Below are 20,039 nucleotides of genomic sequence, written 5' to 3'. Positions count from 1 at the left end.
ACCGGCCGGCACGGCACCGGTATCGCGGTTAGCCTGAAAAACATGGCCCTGTCCAAGGACGAGCGCGAGCACTTTCTGGCCGAGCCGCACATCGCCGCACTGTCGGTGAACGCCGGCGCCGGCCGCGGCCCCCTGACGGTGCCGATCTGGTACCAGTACGCTCCCGGCGGCGAGCCCTGGGTGTTGACCGGGGCCGGGTCGCGCAAAGCCCAGCTCATCGAGGCGGCCGGAAGCTTCTCGCTGATGGTGGAGCGCACCGAGCCGACGCTGCGCTACGTCGCAGTCGACGGCACCGTCAGCCGCATCGAGCCCGGCACCGAAGAACTGCACGCCGAGCTGGCCCACCGCTACCTGCCGCCCGATCGGGCCAAGAAGTTCCTCGAGTACGCGCTGGCCGAACTGGGCGAGCAGGTGGTCATCTATCTGCGTCCCCAGCACTGGATTTCGGCAGACCTGGGGGCGATCTAACGCGGCTCAGCGCACGCAGACGTCGGCCGGCAGCAGCAGCATCACCGGCCACAGCGCCACCGAGGTCACCGTCGCCACCTCGTAGACACTGGCCGGCGGAATGCCGTACTGCCGCTCGGCCTGCGCCTGGAGCCGTTCGACGCCGTCGGGGTGCAGGAACAGCCACACCACGCCGAGGATCACGTAGACCAGGCCGAGCCACAGCGCCACCTCGATCAGTGCCCCGACGCTGACCCGGTAGTCCAGAAAACGCAGAATCCCCCGAAACCGCGGGGTTTCGGGGGATTCCACGTTGTCCAGCTGACTAGAGAAGCGACGCCGGCGGGTTGAACCGGTCGCCGTAGGTGGCGGCCAGTTCCTGGGCCCGCGCCACGAAGGCGGCCTTGCCGCCCGGGTAGCCGGTGATGAACTGCGCGGTGCCACCGGTCCAGGCCGGGAACCCGATGCCCATGATCGCGCCAATGTTGGCGTCGGCGGTCGAGGTCAGCACACCCTCGTCGAAGCACTTCTGGGTTTCGAGCACCTCGGCGAAGAGCATCCGGTCGATCATGTCCTGCAGCGGCGGGGTGGAACTGCCCGAGTTGAACGTCTCCCGCAGGCCCGGCCACAGACCGGTGCGTTTGCCGTCGACGTACTCGTAGAAGCCGGCACCCTTGAGGCGCGACGGACGGCCGATCTCGATCATCTTGTCGACGACCTCTTCGTTCTGCTGCTTGGCCAGCGTGCCACCGGCCGCCTCGACACCCTCGCGGGTGGCGGTGGCGATCTTCTGCATCAGCTCCAGGTTGAGCTCGTCGCAGAGCTGCAGCGGAGCGGCCGGGTAGCCGGCCTGCAGACCGGCCTGCTCGATGCTGGCCGGCTCGACGCCCTCACCGAGCATCATCAGCGCCTCGTTGACGAAGGTGCCGATCACACGCGAGGTGTAGAAGCCGCGGCTGTCGTTGACCACGATGGGCGTCTTCTTGATCGCCAGCACGTAGTCGAACACCCGGGCCAGCGCCTCGTCGGAGGTCTTCTCGCCCTTGATGATCTCCACCAGCGGCATCTTGTCGACCGGGGAGAAGAAGTGGATCCCGATGAAGTCCTCCTGGCGCTTCACGCCGGTCGCCAGACCGGTGATCGGCAGCGTGGAGGTGTTCGATCCCAGCAGCGCGTTGGGCTCGACGATGTCCTCGATCTCCTGGAACACCTTGTGCTTGAGGTCCTGGCTCTCGAAGACGGCCTCGATCACGAAGTCGACGCCGGCCAGGTCCTGCGGGTCGGCGGTCGGGGTGATCTTGTCCAGCAGCGCCTGCGACTTCTCGGCGGTGGTGCGACCCCGCTCGAGTGCCTTGGCTTCCAGCTTCTCCGAGTAGCCCTTGCCGCGCTGGGCCGCCTCGAGCGAGACGTCCTTGAGCACCACGTCGTAGCCGGCCTTGGCCGACACGTAGGCGATACCGGCGCCCATCATCCCGGCACCGAGCACACCGATCTTGCGGATCGGGGTCTGCGCAATGCCCTCGGGCCGGCTGCCGCCGCCGTTGATGTGCTGCAGGTCGAAGAAGAACGCCTGGATCATGTTCTTGGCGACGTTGCCGGTGACCAGCGAGATGAAGTAGCGGGTCTCGATGCGGCTGGCGGTGTCGAAGTCCACCTGCGCACCCTCGATCGCGGCGGCCAGGATCGCCCGCGGCGCGGGCATGTTGGCCCCCTTGACCTGCTTGCGCAGCAGGGCCGGGAACGACGGCAGGATGGCCGCCAGGGCAGGGGTGGCCGGGGTGCCGCCGGGCATCTTGTAGCCCTTGGCATCCCACGGCTGCACTCCGGCGTCCGGGTTGGCCTTGATCCACGCCTTGGCGGCGGGCACCAGTTCCTCGACAGTCGGCAGCACCTCGTCGACCAGGCCAATCTCCTTGGCCTTGGCCGGCTTGAAGCGGGTGCCCTGCGCCAGCACGTTCATGAAGGCGTTCTGGATGCCGAGCATGCGCACCGTGCGGGCGACACCGCCGCCGCCGGGCAGCAGGCCCAGGGTGACCTCGGGCAGGCCGAGCTGGCTGCCCTTGGCGTCGGCCGCGATGCGGTGGTGACACGCCAGCGCGATCTCCAGGCCACCGCCGAGGGCGGCGCCGTTGATGGCGGCCACGACCGGCTTGCCGAGGGTCTCCAGGGCGCGCAGGTCAGCCTTGATGCCCTCGCACTGGTCGAAGACGGCCTGGGCGTCGGCCGGACCGACGTGGATCATCGCCTTGAGGTCACCGCCGGCGAAGAAGGTCTTCTTCGCGCTGGTGACGACCACACCGGTGACCGAGTCCTTCTCCTCGTTCAGGCGCTGCACCGCGTTGTGCATGGACTCGCGGTAGTGCTCGTTCATGACGTTGGCCGACCCGGTCGGGTCATCCAGGGTCAGCGTGACGATGCCGTCGGCGTCCTTGTCCCACTTGATGGTGTTCTCTGCCATTTTTTACAAGCCCTCTCAGACGCGCTCGATGATGGTGGCCACGCCCATGCCGCCGCCGATGCACAGCGTGATCAGGGCACGCTTGGCACCGCGACGCTCAAGCTCGTCGACCATGGTTCCGGTGATCATGGCGCCGGTGGCGCCCAGCGGGTGACCCATCGCGATGGCGCCACCGTTGACGTTGAGCTTCTCGTTGGGGATGTTGAGGTCCTTCTGGAACTTCAACACCACCGAGGCGAACGCCTCGTTGAGCTCGAACAGGTCGATGTCATCGACGGTCAGCCCGGCCCGGTCGAGCGCCTTGACGGTGGCCGGGGTGGGGCCGGTGAGCATGATGGTGGCGTCGGCGCCGGTGGTGGCGGTGGCCACGATACGGGCGCGCGGGGTCAGGCCCTGCGAAGCGCCGGCCTTCTCGCTACCGATCATCAGCAGGGCGGCACCGTCGACGATGCCGGAGCTGTTGCCGCCGGTGTGGACGTGGTTGATGCCCTCGACCCAGTGGTACTTCTGCAGCGCCACATCGTCGAAGCCGCCCATCGCGCCGATGCCGTCGAAGGCGGTGCGCAGCTTGCCCAGGCCTTCCAGGGTGGTGTCGGGGCGCATGTGCTCGTCGTGGTCCAGGATCAGCAAGCCGTTCTGGTCACGCACCGGGATGACGGACTTGGCGAAGTAACCGCCCGACCAGGCAGCGGCCGCCCGCTGCTGGCTCTGCAGCGCGTAGCTGTCGACGTCCTCGCGCGAGAAGCCCTCGATGGTGGCGATCAGGTCGGCGCCGATGCCCTGCGGGGCGATGTAGTTGTCGTAGGTGAAGGGCACGTCGGAGAACATCGCGCCGCCGTCGGAGCCCATCGGGATCCGGCTCATCGACTCCACACCGCCGGCCAGCACCAGGTCGTCCCAGCCGGAGCGCACCTTCTGCGCGGCAACATTGACGGCCTCGAGCCCGGAGGCGCAGAACCGGTTGAGCTGCACGCCGCCGACGGTGTCGGGCAGGCCCGCGGCCAGCACCGCGGTGCGGGCGATGTCGCCGCCCTGGTCACCCACGGGCGAGACGCAGCCCAGAACGACGTCGCTGATCAGGCTCTCGTCCAGGTCGGGGTGGCGGGTGCGCAGTTCGTCGATCAGGCCGACGACCAGGCTGAGCGGCTTGACCTCGTTCAGCGCGCCGCCGCGCTGCTTGCCGCGCGGGGTGCGAATGGCCTCGTAGATGAAGGCTTCTTCGGACATGGGCGATTCCTCTTCAGTATTTGGTATTCGATGCGGATCGACTGCGTCTTGGTCGGAGCGTAGTCCCCGAATTCCCAGCCTAACAGGGCGGCCTATCAACCGGATGGTTGGTCCTTCTGGGGGCCCGGTTTCGGCCGCTCCTTCGCCGAGCGTGAAGGTGGCTTCACGCTGGGAGCCTGAACGTGAAGCCAACTTCACGCTCGGCTGTCCGACGACGCCCTCTAGGCTCGGGTCCCATGACGGCGCGGATGGTCTCACGGCTGGAGCCCTATGCCACCACGATCTTCGCCGAGATGTCGGCGCTGGCCGCACGGATCGGCGCGGTCAACCTGGGCCAAGGCTTCCCCGACGAGGACGGCCCGCCCGCGATGCTCGAGGCCGCCCGGGCCGCGATCATCGATGGCGTCAACCAATACCCGCCCGGGCCCGGCATCCCCGCCCTGCGCGAAGCCATCGCCGGGCAGCGCGCCCGGAAATACGGGATCGACTACGACCCCGACACCGAAGTCCTGGTGACCGTAGGGGCTACCGAGGCCATCGCCGCCGCGGTGCTCGGTCTGGTGGAACCGGGTTCCGACGTGGTGCTGCTCGAACCGTTCTACGACTCCTATTCCCCGGTGGTCGCCATGGCCGGGGCGCGACGGGTCAGTGTGTCGCTGGTTCCCGACGGGCGCGGATTCGCCTTGGATGCCGACGCGTTGCGGCGCGCCATCACCCCGGCGACCCGGGCGCTGATCGTCAACTCACCGCACAATCCGACCGGCACGGTGTTCACCGAATCCGAGTTGGCCGAGATCGCGCGCATTGCGGTGGAGGCCGATCTGCTGGTGATCTCCGACGAGGTCTATGAGCACCTGGTCTACCCGGGTTCCCAAGGACGGACCCATCACCCGCTGGCCGCCTTCGAGGGGATGGCGGAGCGCACCATCACCATCTCCAGTGCGGCGAAGATGTTCAACTGCACCGGCTGGAAGATCGGGTGGGCGTGCGGGCCGGCCGAGCTGCTGGCCGGGGTGCGGGCCGCCAAGCAGTACCTGAGTTATGTCGGCGGTGCGCCGTTTCAGCCGGCGGTGGCGCTGGCGCTGAACACCGAGGAAGCCTGGGTGGCGGCGCTGTGCGCGACCATGCAGGCGCGCCGCGACCGGTTGACCGACGGCTTGCGGGGCATCGGATTCGAGGTGCACGACAGCTTCGGCACCTATTTCCTGTGCGCCGATCCCCGCCCGCTGGGCTATGACGACAGCACGGCGTTCTGCGCCGAGCTGCCGCACCGGGCCGGGGTGGCCGCGATCCCACTGTCGGCGTTCTGCGTGCCCGGTTCGGAAGCGACCGCTCCCGATGTCTGGAATCACTTGGTGCGGTTCACCTTCGTCAAACGTGAGGACACCATCGACGAGGCGATCCGGCGACTGGAGACGCTGCGCGACGGGCCGGCTACGGCTCGGTAGGGGCGTCGTCGCCCATGATTTGCTGACGCAGCCGTTCGGTGGCGATGCTCAGCACCAGCTTGCTGGCGCGCCGGACGATGAACTCCGGGATCGGCCCGGACGGCTCGACGGTGATGTCGAAGCGCACCCTCGTGCTGTCGGGACCTTCACGAGTCAGGGTGTATTCAACGTGCTGGGCGCGCTGCTGGGCCGTCGCCTTGGCATCCCAGACCATCCAGTCCGGACCCCAGTGGTATTCCAGGATCTCCTTGTCCACCAAGCCCAGAATCTTGATGGTGGCCAGCACGTGATGGGGACGGCCGTCCTCGTACTTGTCGAGGACTTCGATGCGCTTGTGCACCGGCGACCACGAAGCCAACTCGGACACATCAGCGAGCGCGTCGAGGATTTTCTCCGGCGGCGCGTCAATCACAATTTCCCGCGATGCTCGAACAGCCACTAGATCGAGCCTAACGCCGAGCCCTCCCGGCGGCGGGATTTCATCGCAGGTGAAGTCAGCGACTCTTCTTGATCTTGAGCACCTGGTCGCGCAGGCCGTCGGTGGCGGTCTTCATGCCGCCCTTGAGCGTGCTCTTGAGCAGGAACCCCGGGATCGGGATCGACGGGTCGACATCCATGTCGAACCGCACCTTGGTCTTGTCGCCCTGCGGCGTCAACGTGTACTTGGCGTCCTGCGCCTTGAGCTGACCGGCCGACACCAGGGTCCAGCCGACACTGTCGTCGGTCCAGCTGTACTCGACGACCTGCTCGTCGGTGAGGCCCGCCGCCTTGATCTTCATCCGCACCCGACGCGGGCGACCGTCGTCGTAGGTGTCGAGCACCTCAGCACTCTGGTACTGCGGCGACCAGGACGGAACAGACTCGACGTCGGCGAGGACCTCGAAGATCTCCTCCGCGCTCGCTTCGATAACCACCTCGCGGGAATCCTTGACTGCCATGGCAGGCACCCTAACCACGCGGGCGGTGATGTGTGGGGATTTGGGCCGCCCGAGAGTCGCCCCATCACCGGGTGGCGGTGGCACGATGGAGGTCATGCATGTGACCGTCCGGATTGCCGCACCCCTGCTGGCCGCCGCGGCACTGACCGCCGCGCCGGCCGCCCACGCCGATGACGCGAGCTACCTGGCCCGGGTCAACGCCGCCCCGGTGGCGATCCCGGTCGCCGATCACGTCAAGGTGACCTCAGGGCACTACATCTGCGCCGAGTTGCGGATGTACGGCCACACCGGGACTTACCGCTCCGGCATCTCGCCGGGTGACCTGGTGCGTCAGCTGACCAACACCTTCTATTACAGCCCCGAAGCCGCCGACGTTCAGATACAGGCGGCGCAGGCCGAGATCTGCCCGGAGACGTTGCGGCCCTAAGGCTTAGCCGAGGCCGAACCCGGCGCCCGGGCCGCCCTTGGTGTTGAGGTCGTCCAGGATCGCCTTGAACCTGACGATCCCCGGCCCCGACTGGTCCAGCGGCGCGGTCGGGAAGCTTCCGTCGCGGACCATGGCGATCAGCAGGTTGTCGATGGTGATCGGCGACCCGTCATCACCGGGCTTCCACCACTCTTCACCGGCGGTGTCCACGCCGGCAGGCGCTAGGTCGTAGCAGTTGAGGCCGGTGCCGCGGCCGAGCTTGCAGGCCTGTTTGGGGGCGGCAGGTTCCGGGGCGGCGGGTTCTTCGGTGGCGGGTTCTGGGGCGGCGGGTTCTTGGGTGGTGGCGGGTTCTGCGCCCGCGGGTTCTTGGGCGGCAGGTTCCGGCTCTTTCGGACCCAGGCCGAAGATCCCAAAGCCTTCGTAGTCGCCGATCGGCTTCACCTTGACCGGATCGAACTCGATCACGGCGTAGCCCAGTCCCTCGTCGGCGGCCACCACCGTGCCCACAGCGCCGTGGTCTTCGGCTCCCTCGACGACCACGGACGAGCCCGGCCCACCGCAATTCGCGGCGGTCAAACCGATCAGCCGGCCGGCACTGTCGTGCCCCATCGCGGTCAGGGTGCAGAGTGTGTCGTCGTGCAGCACGATCGCGGCACCGCCGCCGAGCTGGATCTTGTCACTTACCGCAGCAGCGGTGGGCGGCCCGGCGGAGGCGACGAGCACGACACTGGCTAGGGCGGTTCGTCGAATGACTGCGAGAGGCACAGCGGTTCAGTTTATGGGCGTGACGCCGTGCTGCCGGGGAACCAACGCCGACGGACGGCCTACTGGCAGATCGCCGGGGTCACATGAAGAAGCCGGCCGGCCCCACCGCCGCCCCCATCCGGGGTACGTACTGATCGAAGTACACCCGCGCGATGAGGTCGCGGCGACTGCGCACGCCGGCCTTGGCGAACACCGACTTGAGGTGGTCCTGGACGGTGTACGCCGAGACGTGCAGCGCCACCGCTATCGCCTTGGTGTCGCAGCCCTGCAGCACCATGCGGGTCACTTCGCGTTCCCGGGGTGTGAGACCGAACGCCGCGACCACCAGGGCCACGATCTCGGGTGGTCTGGCCTCCTCGATCGTGACCACGACGTCGCCGGTAGCCCCGTCGGGGCCGTCCATCGGCGACGCATGCAGCACCTGCCAATGACCCGACGGCATCCGCAGCCGTGCGGTGGGCAACGGCACCTCGGAGTCGGTCGCCATCGCCCGCGCCGCGCTGGCCATCCCGGCGATGATGCCGTAGGGGGCGCCGGCGTCGCCCAGTGTGGCGAGCTCCTCGAGCACCTGTGTCGCGCCTCGGCTGATCTGTGCGATCTCCCCGGCGGCGTTGACGACGACGACCGCGGGACCGCGCGCCGACGGGGCCTCGGTCTCCGCGGCGCCGAGCCGGGTCAGGATTCCGCTGCGCACTCCGCGGGCGAACGCCGCCGACAGCGATTCCAGGAACGTCAGGTCGTCCTCGGCGAACGGGGCGCCGTCGTCGCGGAACAGTGCCAGGCAGCCCCACATTCCGGTGTCGTCGCGCATTAGCAGGCGCGCTTCGTCGGTGAATCCGTAGACCGGCCGGATCAGCTGGTGGGTGCGCGGTGACCCGTCGACGACGTCCTTGGGCAGTTGAAGCATCGACACCGCGCGGATGTCGTGGTGCACCAGGGAGCGGAAGGAGGTGAATTCGCCGAAGCCGTACTCCAACTGGCCGAAGAGCAGGTCGTCGTCGCGGTTCGGGGTGAGTGCTCCGTATTTGCGCGCGCTGGTCAGCATCAGCGACGCCGGGTCATGCGTACCCACGCACGCACCGACCCACGGCACCGCGCGGCCGACCGCACCAACCGCCTCCTGCACGAAGTGATCCAGGTCGAGTCCGGCGCGCGACAGCACGTCGATGTCGCCCCGCACCCGTTCGGCGGTCAGGCCCGCGATCATGCGGGTCATTATTGCGGCCCTGCCCGCCGGGGACCATCCCAGATGTCTGGGGGCCGAAATTCCCCCAGCCGGCGGGATGGCGGGTGCCCGCGGCGCGGACCAGGCTGGTGCACGTCCAGCGATTCACCAGCTGGTTCGTCGAGAAAGGAGCTCCATGACGATCAGCCCCACCGACCTCGGTGCACTCGTGCTGGCCGGCGCCGCCTACCTGCCGAGCCAGCCGGAGTACGAGCTCGCCTGCCTGCCATGGAACGTCGCGGTCGCGCAGCGGCCGCCGGTGGTGGGCGTGCCCAGGTCGGTGGCCGAGGTGGTGCAGTTGGTGCAGGCCGCGGTGGCCTGCGGGCTGCGGGTTGCTCCGCAGGCCACGGGGCACGCGGCCGCCGCGCTCGCCCCCGACGCACTCGATCGCACCCTGCTGCTGCGGCTGCATCGACTGACCGGTGTCGACGTCGACCCGCGCACCCGCACCGCCCGGATCCTCGGCGGTACGCTGTGGAGCGAGGTGCTGGCAGCCTGCGCGCCGCACGGGCTGACCGCTGTCCATGGCAGTGCCGGTGATGTGTCCGTGGTGGGCTACCTGCTCGGCGGTGGCATCTCGTTCTATGGCCGGACGTACGGCCTGGGTTCGTCGACGGTGCGAGCAATCGAAGTGGTGACCGCCGACGGGGTGCTGCGGCGGGTGTCCGCCACCTGCGAGCCCGACCTGTTCTGGGCGATCCGCGGTGGTGGCGGCAGCTTCGGTGTGGTGGTCTCGATCGAGGTCGAGCTGCTCGAGCTCCCGGATGTGGTGGGCGGGATGCTGCTGTGGGATCTGGCCGAGGCGCCACACGTGCTCCCCGCGTGGGTGCGGTGGAGCGCCACCGCACCGGAGTCCGCCACCACTGCGCTTCGGCTGATGCGGTTCCCCCCGACACCCGAACTGCCCGACGCCGTGCGTGGTCGCCAACTGGTGGTCGTCGACGGCGCGGTGCTCGGCTCGGATGCCGAGGCCGACGCACTCCTGGCGCCACTGCGAGCATTGCGGCCCGAACTCGACTCCTTCGGGCGGATACCGTCGCACGCCCTGCTCGCTGTGCACATGGATCCGCCCGGCCCGACGCCGACGGTGACCGATCACGCACTCCTCGGCGAGCTTTCCGACGGGGCGGTCGCCGCACTGCTGTCCGTAGCGGGACCCGACGCGCAGACCTCACTGATGTTCGCCGAGCTGCGGCACCTCGGCGGCGCCTTCCGACGCACCATCGACGCCGCGCTTCCCCGCATCGACGCCGAATACGCGTTGTTCACCGCGGCGATAGCGGCGAGCCCCGAACTGGCGGCGCTGGGGCTGAAAGACACCGCCGACGTCGTCGCGGCACTGGCGCCCTGGTCCACCGGAGCGTCGCTGGGCAATTTCGATGAGCGCCCCGGCGATGCCTCGACGGCCTTCCCCGAGGCGGTCTGGAGCCGGCTGCAGCGGGTGCGCGAAGAGTATGACCCGCAGCGGATCTGGGTGGCGGCGCACGAGGTCAGCGCGGCCATGTCCGGCGTGCGGTAAGCGGGCGAGTGCGTAGCAACTGGGTGTGTGGCTGGAGGGCACCGGTGCCAGACGAGCGAAGTTTGTCGGTAGCTGCTGGCAACCTCACCGGCGATAAGGAAAGTACGAACTCTTCGATTCCACACCGGATTTGGCCCCGCCGCACTGTTCGACAAAGCGCGTGAGCAGCTGAAAGGATTGGACGGCCTGGATCTGGAGATACCGCATGCAAAAGCCCGCTTCGATGAACGCGGAGTTCCACTGCCGTACCTGACAGACTTCCAGCCGGAGTGCTGGGAGGTGATCACCGTGGAGACCGCGGTGCGCACCGGCCGCGTCACCTACATGTCGCTGCGCCGCAAACTCGAGTCCAAAAGTTATCTCTGGATCGTTCTCGCTTTCGAGCACGTAATCACCGCGTGGGTCACCGAAAAGCCCACTACCCGCGCAACGGACCCTCTCATCGTGAAAGACGGACCGGCTTGGGACGCGGTTGCACAAGGACGGAAGGGCTCGTTCGCCGGGTGGGCGGACGCACGCGCTCACCTCGATCGCGCGCAACGGATACTCGCGGCTCTGGCCTCCATGCCCGAACGGCCCAGTGGGGACCGACTCACTCACGCCGCACAACGCGTACTCGCGGGTGACACCTGGAACGAGGCTGCGGTCGAGGCCGGGTGGCCTAGCCGCCGAAGCATGGACCAGGCGATCGCCCGACTGTTCCGGGCCAGCAAGCGAAGAGAACTCGAAGGAATTGATGGCTGACATGTCCGCACCACCCTCGCAATGGCACCGCCGAGGGCAGCTAATCCCAGGGCTTGAACGTGCCCGCAAAGCAAGAAAACCACCTGCTACCAGGTGGTCCTCGTGGTGGCCAGGGCCGGGATCGAACCGGCGACCTTCCGCTTTTCAGGCGGACGCTCGTACCAACTGAGCTACCTGGCCGGAAGGCACCAGGTGCCTCGCCGTAAATAAAAGCGACCCTGACGGGACTTGAACCCGCGACCTCCGCCGTGACAGGGCGGCGCGCTAACCAACTGCGCCACAGGGCCTTGCTTGCACTGCTTCACTCCCGGCGTTTCCGCCGGATGCGAGTACCCCCAACGGGATTCGAACCCGTGCTACCGCCGTGAAAGGGCGGCGTCCTAGGCCACTAGACGATGGGGGCCAGAACCGAATCTCTCCGAGGCACTCACAACGCTTCACGTTGGGAGCTTGGCTAGCTTAGGGCACAGGAGCCCGAATCCTCAAACCCGGCCCCCATCGAGCACGATCGGGCAGGCAGTATTCTGTTCCAGCACGGCCCCTATAGCTCAGTTGGTAGAGCTACGGACTTTTAATCCGCAGGTCGCAGGTTCGAGCCCTGCTGGGGGCACCACACCACCGTCCATCCGCCACATCGGCGGGCCCGCCCGCTGTGATCCGATTCATACCGCGGCACCGGGCAGAACGGCGCTCAAGTAGGTCATTTCGTCGAACGCGATCGCCAGTTCGTCATCGCCGTACTCCAGGCTGCACTCGGCGTAGAGGTCACGGACTTGGCGACCCGTTACCGTCCATCCCGCGCCGGTCAGGTACTCGATGATGTGGTTGCGTTCGCCGTGGTAGATCAGGTCGCCGATCTCCACTTCGAACCCCAGCGCCGACATCTTCTCTCGGTGTTCACGCCACGCCGGGCTGGCGAACACCGACGTGTCGCTGATGAACTCACAAGCCACCCGGCTGCCCGGTGCGCTCAGCGACTTGATGGTGTCAAACAGGGCGTCCTGGGCGTCCGGTTGCAGGTAGATCAGCAAGCCCTCGGCGCTCCACACGGTGGGCGCCTGCGGGTCGAAGCCGGCGGCCTTAAGGGCCGTCGGCCAGTCGTCACGCAGGTCGATCGAGACGGTGCGGCGCTCGGCGGTGGGCTCGGCGCCCAGGTCACGCAACGTGTTGGTCTTGAACTCGATCACCTCCGGCAGGTCGACCTCGTAGACCACGGTGCCCGCCGGCCAGTCCAGTCGGTAGGCACGGGAGTCCAGTCCAGAAGCGAGGATGACGGCCTGGCGGATGCCGCTGCGCGTCGCCGACAGGAAGTGCTCGTCGAAGAATCGGGTCCGCACGCCCATGCCGTGGCCCATCCGGATCGGGTCGAACTCACCGCCCTCGACGACGGGGATGTCGCCGTCGACCATCCGGGTGAAGAAGTCGATGCCGACCGCGCGCACCAGCGGTGCCGCCCAGGGGTCGTTGATCAGCTTGTCCGGGCCCGAGGTGGCCAGGGCGCGCTGCGCCGCCACCATGGTCGCGGTTGCCCCCACGCTGGTGGCCAAGTCCCAGCTGTCACTGTCCGTACGCGCCATCGCGATGCCTCTTTCGGTTACTCAAACTATCTAGCCAGGCTACCGACCACTGTGTACCACGGCACCGGCGACGATCGTCAGCGTCACCAGGGCGGCGTCGAGGGCGACCGGATCACCGCTGAGCACACACAGGTCCCCGGGCTCGCCGACGGCGACGCTGCGCGGTGTCGCGGGCCGATCGGCCCGGCCGGTGAAGCCCTGCAGCGCGGCACGGGCCGAGATCCGCTCCCCCGGCCCCAGCACGGCTCCACTGGGTGTTGCCCGGTGCACAGCGGCGCGCATGGCCGCCCAGGGATCGCCGTCGCCGAAGGGCGTGTCGGTGGACAAGGCCACCGGAATGGCGTTGCGCTGCAATGAGGCAACCCGCCACAGTTCGTGGTGGCGCTCGGCTTCGATGGTGGCGAGGTAGTCGTCGCCGCGTTCGGCGACGAAGTTCGGCTGAGTGACGACCGTGATCCCGAGTGCGGCGAGATCGGCCAGCCGGTCGTCGGGCACGACCGCGGCGTGTTCGATGCGGTCGCCGCGGTGCGGCCCGGTGGCCTGCCATGCGGCGATCGCGACGGTGAGCTGGGCGTCGGTGACACAGTGCAGTGCCACACCGTGGTCGCGGTTGTGGTTGTCGGACAACGCTTTTATCAGCGCATCCAGATCCAGTCGGTCGTCGTCGAGGATGATCTTGGTTGGCCCGAGCGTGATACCGGGCGCCGCAATGGCCGCGGCGGGCGCCAGGCAGTGCAGCCGCTGCAGCAACTCACCCGAGCCGCGGGCGGCAGCGAACGCGGCGATATCGGCGTCGCCATGGCCTGGGGTGGCGTCGGTGATTCCGGTGACTCCGCGGGCCGCCAGCTGCCGGCTCAGCCGGGCCAGTGAGGGTTCGCGGTGCGGCAGCTGGGGCGCGGGATCGCCATGGGCGCGCAAGAGTCGCCCGTCGGGGTGGTCGGTCATCCCGGTGCGGGCCAGGCCGGCGGAATTCAGCACCCACAGCGCGCCGCTGCGGTGCGCCACCCGCGCCGGTAGCTGCGGTAAGAACCGATCCAGCAGTGCGGCGGTCAGTTCGCCGGCGACGGATTCGTGGTAGCCGTAGCCACGCACCCAGCCGTCGGAGTCGGGTGTGGCAGCCCGCAATGCGGCGGCCAGTTCATCGAAGGTGCGCACCATCGGCGGGCCCAGGCACAGCGAATCCAGTGCCGCGGCCGCCGACCGCAGGTGCACGTGGTGGTCGTGCAGCCCGGGAATCACGGTGGCGTCGCACGCGTCGAGGACGTCTTCGCCGCGGTGCGCCGTCAATGCCGGTGCGATTTCCTCGATGGTGTCGCCGAGCCGGATGTCGACCCGCGACCCGTCCAGCAGTACCGCTCGCCGAATCAGCACCGCGCCGCCACCAGGTCGCTGATTCGGGCGTTGTCGGACCCCAGCGCCGGCCCGGCGCCCTCAATGCGAGGGAGTGGCGGCGGCAGGGCCGCAACCTCACAGGCCGGAGCGTGCCCGGGCAGGGCGGCGTAGTTGGCGGCGACGGCGGCCAGTGCCACCGTGATCAGCTCGCCGCCGCCGCGCGCCAACGAATCGGCAACCGCCGCAGCGGCTTCGATCCCGGTCAGCGGGTCGGCGATCGCGTCGGCGCAGAACACCGGACCATCACCCACCAATCCCCCGGCAACCGCGGCGTCGTCGCCGAACCCGGCGTAGCCGCTCTCGGCGCCATGCGCGGTGATCTGCAGCCATACCCGCCCCGGCCGGCCGGCCACGTCGAGCGGACCCAGGCGGCGGCGGGCCAGGGCGGCCGGTCGAGAGCCCTCCAACACCACATCGGCGACGCTGAGCAACTGCGCCAAGATCGCGGTGTCGCGGTCGAAATCCACGGCACAGGAAAGCTTTCCGCCGTTCATCCAGCCGAAGAAGGAGCTGGGCCCGACGCGGGTGCCGTCCGGGCGCGACGGGCTTTCCACCTTGATCACCGTCGCCCCGGCCTGGGCCAGCAGTCGTCCGCACAGCGGTCCGGCCCACAGTGACGTCAGGTCGACGACAAGCGCGCCTCGCAGACCGCGGACCTGGCCCACCGGCCCCACTCGGCGCACCACCGGTGCGGAAGGGGCCGTCTCGCCCAGCGCGGCGGCGGGCAGATCCAGCAGCCGCGCCCGCGCCACGACCTCGCCCACCGGCCGCGTCGAAGACCAGCCGGCGATCCCCGCCCACGGCTCGCAGCACTCGGATTCGATCAGGGCGGGCACGGCGTCGAGGTCGTCGGCGCGCGAAAGCGTAAGCGCCCACCAGCCGTCCGCGGCGGCCAGCAGCCGCGAGGCTCCCCCGGCCGATATCCGCCCGGCACGCGTCCAGCCCAGCAGCCCGGCCCGCCCGGCCAGCAGCTCCGCGGCGTCGGCCTGGGCGCCGGTCGCGGCGGTGAAGCGGCCCAGCACCTGCGCAGCGCGCTGCAGCACCGCGGCCCGGGAGAAATCCGGACGGCCGTCGGGCTGACCGGTCAGCCAGGCCAGCCCGGACGCACCCCAGGCTTCCTTTGCAGTCATGACGCGATCTCGTCGACCAGGCCCCAGCGCAGCGCGGTCGCCGCGTCGATGGTGCGGCCGGACAGGATGAGATAGGCGGTGCGCCACCGGCCGATGCGGCGGGTGACGCTGACGGTGCCGCCGGCGCCTGGGATCAGGCCGAGGCTCAGCTCGGGCAGGCCCAGCAGCGTGGCGGGGTGTGCTCGCACCCAGCCGCAGAAGGCGGCCATCTCCAGGCCACTGCCCAGCACCTGACCGTGGATCTCGGCGCGACAGCGCGCCCCCAGCCGTGTGGTCAGCGCCTCTAGCGCCAGCGCCGGACTGTGCCGGGTGCGGGCCAGATGCGCGCTGGGCACGTCGGTGAACCCGCCGAACTCGGCGAGGTCGCCACCGCTGCAGAACGACGGCCCGACACCACTGAGCACCATTTCGTCGATCGAGGGGTCGGCGGCGGCCACGGCCAGCCCGTCGAGCAGGACGGCCCGCGTCGCATTGTCGAACGCGTTGTGACGTTGCGGCCGGTTGAACCGCAGCCGCAAGGTGTCGCCGTCGCGGTCGAGCAGCATGGGATCGGCGACCGCCGGCACGCTGGCCGGGCCGCGGGCCGCCAGCCAGCCGGCGAACTCCGGACCGGCTTGCAGCACCGAGTAGGCCAACGATTCGGTGACCACCCCGGACCAAGCCGGTGCCGACGGGTCCACTGCGCGCAGCACGTCGTCACAGATCGCCGCGGCTTGGGGCCAGCGCGTGCAGCGGTCGGTGATCTCGGCAAGCGCCTCGGGCACCGAGGCGACTCTGATCACGCGGCGATCCGTGGTCTCGGTCTCGGTGAGGGTGAAGGTGGCGTGTTGCAGGCAGTGTTCGGCGTGCGCGGTGCCGAAGCGAGCGCCTGTCGCGATGGTGATCCCTGCGCCGGGCGCGGCGTCGGGAGCAGGGGCGTCGAGGTCGACCGTTTCGATCATGTCGCACGTCAGCGTACCCAGCGGCGGTGTTGCCACAGCCCGTACGATATCGAAACTACCGAAAAATGATAATGTCGTTCTCATGGTTGTTCGGAGGGCGCAACGGTGAGTATTTCGCTGCTGCTGGAGATGGCGGTGTCCGCCGACCCGGATCGGGTCGCGGTCGTCTCCGAGACCACCCGCTACACCGCCGCAGAGCTCAACGCCCTCGCCGACGCCGGCGCGGGAGTGATCGAGGAGACCGGTGCGGGCAGCGTGGCCTACGTCGGAATGGGTGGCGACATGCTGCCGCTGCTGCTGTTCTCTGCGGCGCGGTCCGGGCGCCCGTTCGCACCGCTGAACTACCGACTCAGCGGGCAGGCGCTGCGGGAGCTGATCGAGCGACTTCCGCAGCCGCTGGTCGTGGTGGATAAGGAATACCGCGACATGATCGGCGAGGCCGGCGAGATCGGTGTCGCGGTCATGGATTCCGACACTTTCTGCGCCCGCGCCCAGACGGCGACACCCACGGTGCAGTGGCCCGACCCCGACGATGTGGCGGTGGTGCTGTTCACCTCGGGGACCACTTCCAAGCCCAAAGCCGTTGAGCTGACCCACAACAACCTGACCAGCTACGTGACACAGACGGTCGAGTTCGGCTCCGCGGATCCCTTGGATGCCGCGCTGATCTGCGTGCCGCCGTATCACATCGCCGGCGTCGGCGCGGCGCTGAGCAATCTCTACGCCGGTCGCAAAGCGGTCTATCTGCGCCGGTTCAGCGCCGCGGAGTGGATCCGGCTGGTCAACACCGAGGCGGTGACCACCGCGACCGTGGTCCCAACCATGTTGGAGCGCATCGTCTCCGAGTTGGAAGCCCGCCCGACCCCGCTGGCCACCCTGCGCAACCTCGCCTACGGCGGCTCCAAAGTGGCGCTGCCGCTGGTACGCCGGGCATTGGATCTGCTGCCCGAAGTCGGTTTCGTCAATGCCTACGGTCTGACCGAGACCAGTTCGACGGTCGCGGTGCTGACTCCCGAAGACCACCGGACTGCCTACGGCTCCAGCGAGGAAGCCGTCCGCAAGCGGTTGGGGTCGGTCGGGCGCGCGGTGCCCGGGATCGAAGCCGTCATCCGTGACGACGAGGGCCGGGTGCTGCAAGCCGGACAACCCGGCGAGCTGTACGTACGCGGCGAACAGGTTTCAGGCAAATACACCGGCATCGGATCTGTGCTCGACGCCGAGGGCTGGTTCCCCACCCGCGACCTTGCTGTGCTCGACGAGGACGGCTACCTGTTCATCGTTGGGCGCTCCGACGACACCATCATCCGGGGCGGGGAGAACATCGCCCCCGCCGAGATCGAGGACGTACTGGTCGAACATCCCGAAGTCCGCGACGTCGCGGTGGTCGGCGCACCCGACCCGGAGTGGGGACAGATCATCGTCGCCTGCGTGGTGCCGGCACCTGGTGCGTCGCCGGATCCCGAGGCACTGCGCGAGTATGTTCGACAGCAGTTGCGAGGATCCCGCACCCCCGACCGGATCGTCTTCCGGTCGGAGTTGCCGACCACCCCGACCGGCAAGGTGTTGCGCCGGGAACTCGTCTCTGAAATCGACGCACTGCAAACCGCCAATGCCGAAGGGGCGCAATGATCAAGTCCGGTACTCGCCTGAAGAGTCAGGTCTGCGACACCCAGGTAATCGTCGTCAAGACCGCCGACAGCCTCGATGATCTGCGCGCCGGCGGCGCCCCGATGGTGCCGCTGGATGACACCACTTCCGCGGGCGCGACGCTGGACCCGGACTTCTCCGGCGGTGCGGTGATGGGCAAACGCTACGTCGACGAGGCGGGCGCCGAGGTGCTCGTGACCAAGGCCGGCGCCGGAACCTTGAGCATCGGTACCGCGCCGCTGAGCATCAAGGAAGCCAAGCCGCTGCCGGCCAGCGACTAGCGCTCAACTGGCCGGCTCGTCGGCCGTTTCGGATTCGTCGCCGACGCGCATCAGGTGCGCCAGGCGACCGACGAACACCGGCGGGTAGATCCCGACGCCGGCTCGAGTGATCCACTCAGAGGCGAACTCGGGTTCGTTGATCCACTGCCCGGCGCCGAGTTCGTCGTCGGCTTCCTGCAGCATGAAAATCTCGCGGGGGTTGTCGAAGGCCTGGAATATCAGGATCTTTCGGATACCGGCCGCGGTGAAGTGTTTCTCGGTGGCGTGAACATGCGAGATCAGCGCCTGGGTATCGCCGACTTCGGCCACCGCGGCGACCACGACACCCGGCGGTTCGAACTGCGGATCGGTGAGATCGATGCGCTCCACCAATGATCCGGCGAACACCGCCGGGATGTCGCTGACGCCGACGGCGTCGAACCAGGCCATGAAGGCCTCATCGCGCAGCAGGTCGACCACCGGCTGCGCGGCGTGGATCGCCATCACCGCCAGCACCCGGCCTGGATCCACTGTCGAGGTATAGACCAGAACGTGATGAGCGCCCAGGTGGGCAAGGCTGTCGCGGTGTCGCTGCATCAGCGGCCAGACCCTGGCCGGATCCGGCACCCGATAGTCCGTCACCAGCACCAGGGAGCGTGCCAGCGGGTCAGGCATCATTTCGGTCGCGCGCCGCCTGTGCCCCTCAACTGGCTGGGCTCAGGTCCGCCGCGACCGAGGTACATGCCGCCGGCCCGCAGCGGAACGTCTCGATGTGGGCGTCCCAGGCGTGCGAACTCGCCGGGTCGATGCCGGCCGCGCGCAGCGCCTGCGCCTTGAAGGCGCGAGCGGCCGCGCTGAGCCGGTGATGGCGGGCGTCGACGTCGCTGTCCAACTCGGCCGGCACGTCGCCCCACAACGTCACCTCGGTGCTGCTGTGCTCCAGCGCGTCGATCACACCCTGACGTACTTGGGCGTGGCCGTCGAACATCTCGGCGCACACCGCGATGGTCTGCGGGTGCGGCCAGTGCTCCCACTGGGTGAGCACCGACGCCAGGTCCAGCACCTTGGCACCGAGGATCTCCAGGGGGCGGGTGTCTTGCTCCTTTGAGGCGTCATCGATCAAGACCGTGACGTCCCAGCCGGCCGTCGCACGGTCATAGAGCCAGCCGCCTGCGGCCATCACGACGTCGACGACGCTGCGGCCCACGATGTCGAACCGGTAGCGCATGTCCCGCTCCCCGGCCCCGCTCACCGCTGGGCGTCCTTTTCCTGCGGAGCGAAGTCGCGGGCCAGCGTTTCCGCGTACCCCTCGAACACTTCGGTCAGGGGTATTGAGGGATCCAGCAGCCATGACATCTCCATTCCATTGATAAAGGCGATAATCTCCGCGGCCTTGACGGTCGCGTTGAGGTCTGTGCGGTAGCGGCCGTCGTCCATGCCGCGCCGGATTAGGTCGGCCACGATCTCCAGCGCGCTGCGGTACCGGTGCAGCATCCGGTCGTGCAGCGGCGCCTCGGGCAGGACGTTCTCGGCGAGCAGCACGGTGAAGGTGCCGACCATTTCGGGCGCCCGGGTGAACCGCTCGGCCACCCGCTGGATCTCCTCGATGAGGTCGCCGCTGCGGTCGGCGTGAATGTCGTCGTCGGCGTCGCGGGCATCGAGTACCGCGTGCAGCAGCTGTTCCTTGGAGGCGAAATGGTGCAACAGGCCGGCGGCGCTGACGCCGGCGTTGCGGGCGATCTGCGCCAGTGAGGTGTTGCGCCAGCCATTGCGCGCCAGCAGGTGCTCAGCCGCCAACAGAATCCGCTGCCTGCGGTCCTCGCCTTTGGCGAGAAGTGTGGCGTACGGCCGGGGTGATGTCACCGGTCTCCTTCACTTAACCAACCAAGTGAAC

Annotated in this window: 21 protein-coding genes and 4 tRNA genes; 8 read left to right on the top strand and 17 right to left on the bottom strand. The window is 68.5% G+C overall.

Features of this window, described 5'->3' with window-relative positions:
* Positions 1–42: 42 nt before the first annotated feature.
* The gene (locus RCP37_RS03935; protein ID WP_308485701.1) at positions 43–468 is read left to right on the top strand and encodes a pyridoxamine 5'-phosphate oxidase family protein; all 426 of its coding nucleotides are present in this window, start codon (positions 43–45) and stop codon (positions 466–468) included.
* 6 nt (positions 469–474) lie between these two features.
* On the opposite strand, the gene RCP37_RS03930 is transcribed toward RCP37_RS03935, so the two are convergent.
* The 3 genes from RCP37_RS03930 to RCP37_RS03920 are packed head-to-tail and all read right to left on the bottom strand — an operon-like array spanning position 475 to position 4,132.
* Positions 475–759 carry a hypothetical protein gene (locus tag RCP37_RS03930; RefSeq protein ID WP_308485700.1) on the bottom strand — a complete coding sequence of 95 codons (285 nt, stop codon included), beginning with the start codon at positions 757–759 and terminating at the stop codon, positions 475–477.
* A 13-nt stretch (positions 760–772) separates the two neighbouring features.
* Entirely contained in the window at positions 773–2,905 is a 2,133-nt protein-coding gene (locus RCP37_RS03925) for a 3-hydroxyacyl-CoA dehydrogenase NAD-binding domain-containing protein (protein ID WP_308485699.1), read from the bottom strand.
* 15 nt (positions 2,906–2,920) lie between these two features.
* Positions 2,921–4,132, bottom strand: a complete 1,212-nt coding sequence (locus RCP37_RS03920) for an acetyl-CoA C-acetyltransferase (protein WP_308485698.1) — start codon at positions 4,130–4,132, stop codon at positions 2,921–2,923.
* A 248-nt stretch (positions 4,133–4,380) separates the two neighbouring features.
* Here RCP37_RS03920 and RCP37_RS03915 point away from each other — a divergent pair, with 248 nt between their 5' ends.
* On the top strand, positions 4,381–5,580 hold the full coding sequence (locus RCP37_RS03915) for a pyridoxal phosphate-dependent aminotransferase (protein WP_308486928.1): 1,200 nt from the start codon (positions 4,381–4,383) through the stop codon (positions 5,578–5,580).
* Here the strand turns inward: RCP37_RS03915 and RCP37_RS03910 are convergent.
* Both RCP37_RS03910 and RCP37_RS03905 read right to left on the bottom strand, forming a co-directional pair.
* Positions 5,567–6,019 carry an SRPBCC family protein gene (locus tag RCP37_RS03910; protein WP_308485697.1) on the bottom strand — a complete coding sequence of 151 codons (453 nt, stop codon included), beginning with the start codon at positions 6,017–6,019 and terminating at the stop codon, positions 5,567–5,569. The genes RCP37_RS03915 and RCP37_RS03910 overlap by 14 nt on opposite strands.
* Positions 6,020–6,074: 55 nt before the next feature.
* Entirely contained in the window at positions 6,075–6,518 is a 444-nt protein-coding gene (locus RCP37_RS03905) for an SRPBCC family protein (RefSeq protein WP_308485696.1), read from the bottom strand.
* Between the two features lie 94 nt (positions 6,519–6,612).
* Between RCP37_RS03905 and RCP37_RS03900 the strand changes: the two genes are divergently transcribed.
* Positions 6,613–6,945 carry a DUF732 domain-containing protein gene (locus tag RCP37_RS03900; RefSeq protein ID WP_308485695.1) on the top strand — a complete coding sequence of 111 codons (333 nt, stop codon included), beginning with the start codon at positions 6,613–6,615 and terminating at the stop codon, positions 6,943–6,945.
* Between the two features lie 3 nt (positions 6,946–6,948).
* On the opposite strand, the gene RCP37_RS03895 is transcribed toward RCP37_RS03900, so the two are convergent.
* Together RCP37_RS03895 and RCP37_RS03890 are read right to left on the bottom strand one after the other, a co-directional pair.
* On the bottom strand, positions 6,949–7,710 hold the full coding sequence (locus RCP37_RS03895) for a chymotrypsin family serine protease (RefSeq protein WP_308485694.1): 762 nt from the start codon (positions 7,708–7,710) through the stop codon (positions 6,949–6,951).
* 79 nt (positions 7,711–7,789) lie between these two features.
* Complete coding sequence (locus RCP37_RS03890; protein ID WP_308485693.1) at positions 7,790–8,926, bottom strand: helix-turn-helix transcriptional regulator; 1,137 nt, start codon at positions 8,924–8,926, stop codon at positions 7,790–7,792.
* A 145-nt stretch (positions 8,927–9,071) separates the two neighbouring features.
* On the opposite strand from RCP37_RS03890, the gene RCP37_RS03885 reads away from it, so the two are divergent.
* Together RCP37_RS03885 and RCP37_RS03880 are read left to right on the top strand one after the other, a co-directional pair.
* Positions 9,072–10,454, top strand: coding sequence for an FAD-binding oxidoreductase (locus RCP37_RS03885; protein ID WP_308485692.1), 1,383 nt, complete (start codon positions 9,072–9,074; stop codon positions 10,452–10,454).
* A 288-nt stretch (positions 10,455–10,742) separates the two neighbouring features.
* Complete coding sequence (locus RCP37_RS03880) at positions 10,743–11,198, top strand: hypothetical protein (protein ID WP_308485691.1); 456 nt, start codon at positions 10,743–10,745, stop codon at positions 11,196–11,198.
* Positions 11,199–11,301: 103 nt separating this feature from the next.
* On the opposite strand, the gene RCP37_RS03875 is transcribed toward RCP37_RS03880, so the two are convergent.
* The 3 genes from RCP37_RS03875 to RCP37_RS03865 form a co-directional block, all read right to left on the bottom strand.
* A tRNA-Phe gene (locus tag RCP37_RS03875) sits at positions 11,302–11,378 on the bottom strand.
* Positions 11,379–11,411: 33 nt separating this feature from the next.
* Positions 11,412–11,485: transfer RNA gene (locus RCP37_RS03870), tRNA-Asp, on the bottom strand.
* 43 nt (positions 11,486–11,528) lie between these two features.
* A tRNA-Glu gene (locus RCP37_RS03865) sits at positions 11,529–11,601 on the bottom strand.
* 134 nt (positions 11,602–11,735) lie between these two features.
* On the opposite strand from RCP37_RS03865, the gene RCP37_RS03860 reads away from it, so the two are divergent.
* Positions 11,736–11,811 (top strand) — tRNA-Lys (locus RCP37_RS03860).
* Between the two features lie 49 nt (positions 11,812–11,860).
* Here the strand turns inward: RCP37_RS03860 and RCP37_RS03855 are convergent.
* Genes RCP37_RS03855 through RCP37_RS03840 form a run of 4 tightly spaced genes read right to left on the bottom strand, consistent with a single transcriptional unit; the run spans position 11,861 to position 16,238 of the window.
* Positions 11,861–12,775 carry a class I SAM-dependent methyltransferase gene (locus RCP37_RS03855; protein WP_308485690.1) on the bottom strand — a complete coding sequence of 305 codons (915 nt, stop codon included), beginning with the start codon at positions 12,773–12,775 and terminating at the stop codon, positions 11,861–11,863.
* 39 nt (positions 12,776–12,814) lie between these two features.
* The gene (locus tag RCP37_RS03850) at positions 12,815–14,146 is read right to left on the bottom strand and encodes an amidohydrolase family protein (RefSeq protein ID WP_308485689.1); all 1,332 of its coding nucleotides are present in this window, start codon (positions 14,144–14,146) and stop codon (positions 12,815–12,817) included.
* On the bottom strand, positions 14,140–15,297 hold the full coding sequence (locus tag RCP37_RS03845) for a CoA transferase (protein WP_308485688.1): 1,158 nt from the start codon (positions 15,295–15,297) through the stop codon (positions 14,140–14,142). Before RCP37_RS03845 ends, RCP37_RS03850 begins: the two co-directional genes overlap by 7 nt.
* Positions 15,294–16,238, bottom strand: a complete 945-nt coding sequence (locus tag RCP37_RS03840; protein ID WP_308486927.1) for an enoyl-CoA hydratase/isomerase family protein — start codon at positions 16,236–16,238, stop codon at positions 15,294–15,296. The genes RCP37_RS03845 and RCP37_RS03840 overlap by 4 nt, the downstream gene beginning before the upstream one ends.
* Before the next feature lie 105 nt (positions 16,239–16,343).
* On the opposite strand from RCP37_RS03840, the gene RCP37_RS03835 reads away from it, so the two are divergent.
* Complete coding sequence (locus RCP37_RS03835) at positions 16,344–17,867, top strand: class I adenylate-forming enzyme family protein (RefSeq protein WP_308485687.1); 1,524 nt, start codon at positions 16,344–16,346, stop codon at positions 17,865–17,867.
* Positions 17,864–18,166 (top strand): hypothetical protein, encoded by a 303-nt coding sequence (locus RCP37_RS03830; RefSeq protein ID WP_308485686.1) that lies wholly within the window; start codon positions 17,864–17,866, stop codon positions 18,164–18,166. The genes RCP37_RS03835 and RCP37_RS03830 overlap by 4 nt, the downstream gene beginning before the upstream one ends.
* Positions 18,167–18,169: 3 nt before the next feature.
* Here the strand turns inward: RCP37_RS03830 and RCP37_RS03825 are convergent, their stop codons facing one another.
* Genes RCP37_RS03825 through RCP37_RS03815 form a run of 3 tightly spaced genes read right to left on the bottom strand, consistent with a single transcriptional unit; the run spans position 18,170 to position 20,008 of the window.
* Complete coding sequence (locus RCP37_RS03825) at positions 18,170–18,820, bottom strand: fatty-acid--CoA ligase (protein WP_308485685.1); 651 nt, start codon at positions 18,818–18,820, stop codon at positions 18,170–18,172.
* Between the two features lie 28 nt (positions 18,821–18,848).
* On the bottom strand, positions 18,849–19,373 hold the full coding sequence (locus RCP37_RS03820) for a hypothetical protein (protein WP_064887920.1): 525 nt from the start codon (positions 19,371–19,373) through the stop codon (positions 18,849–18,851).
* Between the two features lie 20 nt (positions 19,374–19,393).
* On the bottom strand, positions 19,394–20,008 hold the full coding sequence (locus tag RCP37_RS03815) for a TetR/AcrR family transcriptional regulator (protein WP_308485684.1): 615 nt from the start codon (positions 20,006–20,008) through the stop codon (positions 19,394–19,396).
* Between the last annotated feature and the right edge of the window lie 31 nt (positions 20,009–20,039).

This window comes from Mycolicibacter sp. MU0102 (assembly GCF_963378105.1).
Classification (GTDB): domain Bacteria; phylum Actinomycetota; class Actinomycetes; order Mycobacteriales; family Mycobacteriaceae; genus Mycobacterium; species Mycobacterium holstebronense.
Note: the sequence above shows the minus strand (reverse complement) of the source record. Positions and strands in the feature narration are given on the sequence as shown.

Bases quoted from the DNA above. Each gene is read 5' to 3' on its own strand.
- RCP37_RS03890 (WP_308485693.1), bottom strand. From the start codon at position 8,926: ATGACCCGCATGATCGCGGGCCTGACCGCCGAACGGGTGCGGGGCGAC.
- RCP37_RS03820 (WP_064887920.1), bottom strand. From the start codon at position 19,373: ATGCGCTACCGGTTCGACATCGTGGGCCGCAGCGTCGTCGACGTCGTG.
- RCP37_RS03885 (WP_308485692.1), top strand. From the start codon at position 9,072: ATGACGATCAGCCCCACCGACCTCGGTGCACTCGTGCTGGCCGGCGCC.
- RCP37_RS03925 (WP_308485699.1), bottom strand. From the start codon at position 2,905: ATGGCAGAGAACACCATCAAGTGGGACAAGGACGCCGACGGCATCGTC.
- RCP37_RS03900 (WP_308485695.1), top strand. From the start codon at position 6,613: ATGCATGTGACCGTCCGGATTGCCGCACCCCTGCTGGCCGCCGCGGCA.
- RCP37_RS03840 (WP_308486927.1), bottom strand. From the start codon at position 16,238: ATGATCGAAACGGTCGACCTCGACGCCCCTGCTCCCGACGCCGCGCCC.
- RCP37_RS03830 (WP_308485686.1), top strand. From the start codon at position 17,864: ATGATCAAGTCCGGTACTCGCCTGAAGAGTCAGGTCTGCGACACCCAG.
- RCP37_RS03845 (WP_308485688.1), bottom strand. From the start codon at position 15,297: ATGACTGCAAAGGAAGCCTGGGGTGCGTCCGGGCTGGCCTGGCTGACC.
- RCP37_RS03915 (WP_308486928.1), top strand. From the start codon at position 4,381: ATGGTCTCACGGCTGGAGCCCTATGCCACCACGATCTTCGCCGAGATG.
- RCP37_RS03935 (WP_308485701.1), top strand. From the start codon at position 43: ATGGCCCTGTCCAAGGACGAGCGCGAGCACTTTCTGGCCGAGCCGCAC.
- RCP37_RS03905 (WP_308485696.1), bottom strand. From the start codon at position 6,518: ATGGCAGTCAAGGATTCCCGCGAGGTGGTTATCGAAGCGAGCGCGGAG.
- RCP37_RS03855 (WP_308485690.1), bottom strand. From the start codon at position 12,775: ATGGCGCGTACGGACAGTGACAGCTGGGACTTGGCCACCAGCGTGGGG.
- RCP37_RS03825 (WP_308485685.1), bottom strand. From the start codon at position 18,820: ATGCCTGACCCGCTGGCACGCTCCCTGGTGCTGGTGACGGACTATCGG.
- RCP37_RS03920 (WP_308485698.1), bottom strand. From the start codon at position 4,132: ATGTCCGAAGAAGCCTTCATCTACGAGGCCATTCGCACCCCGCGCGGC.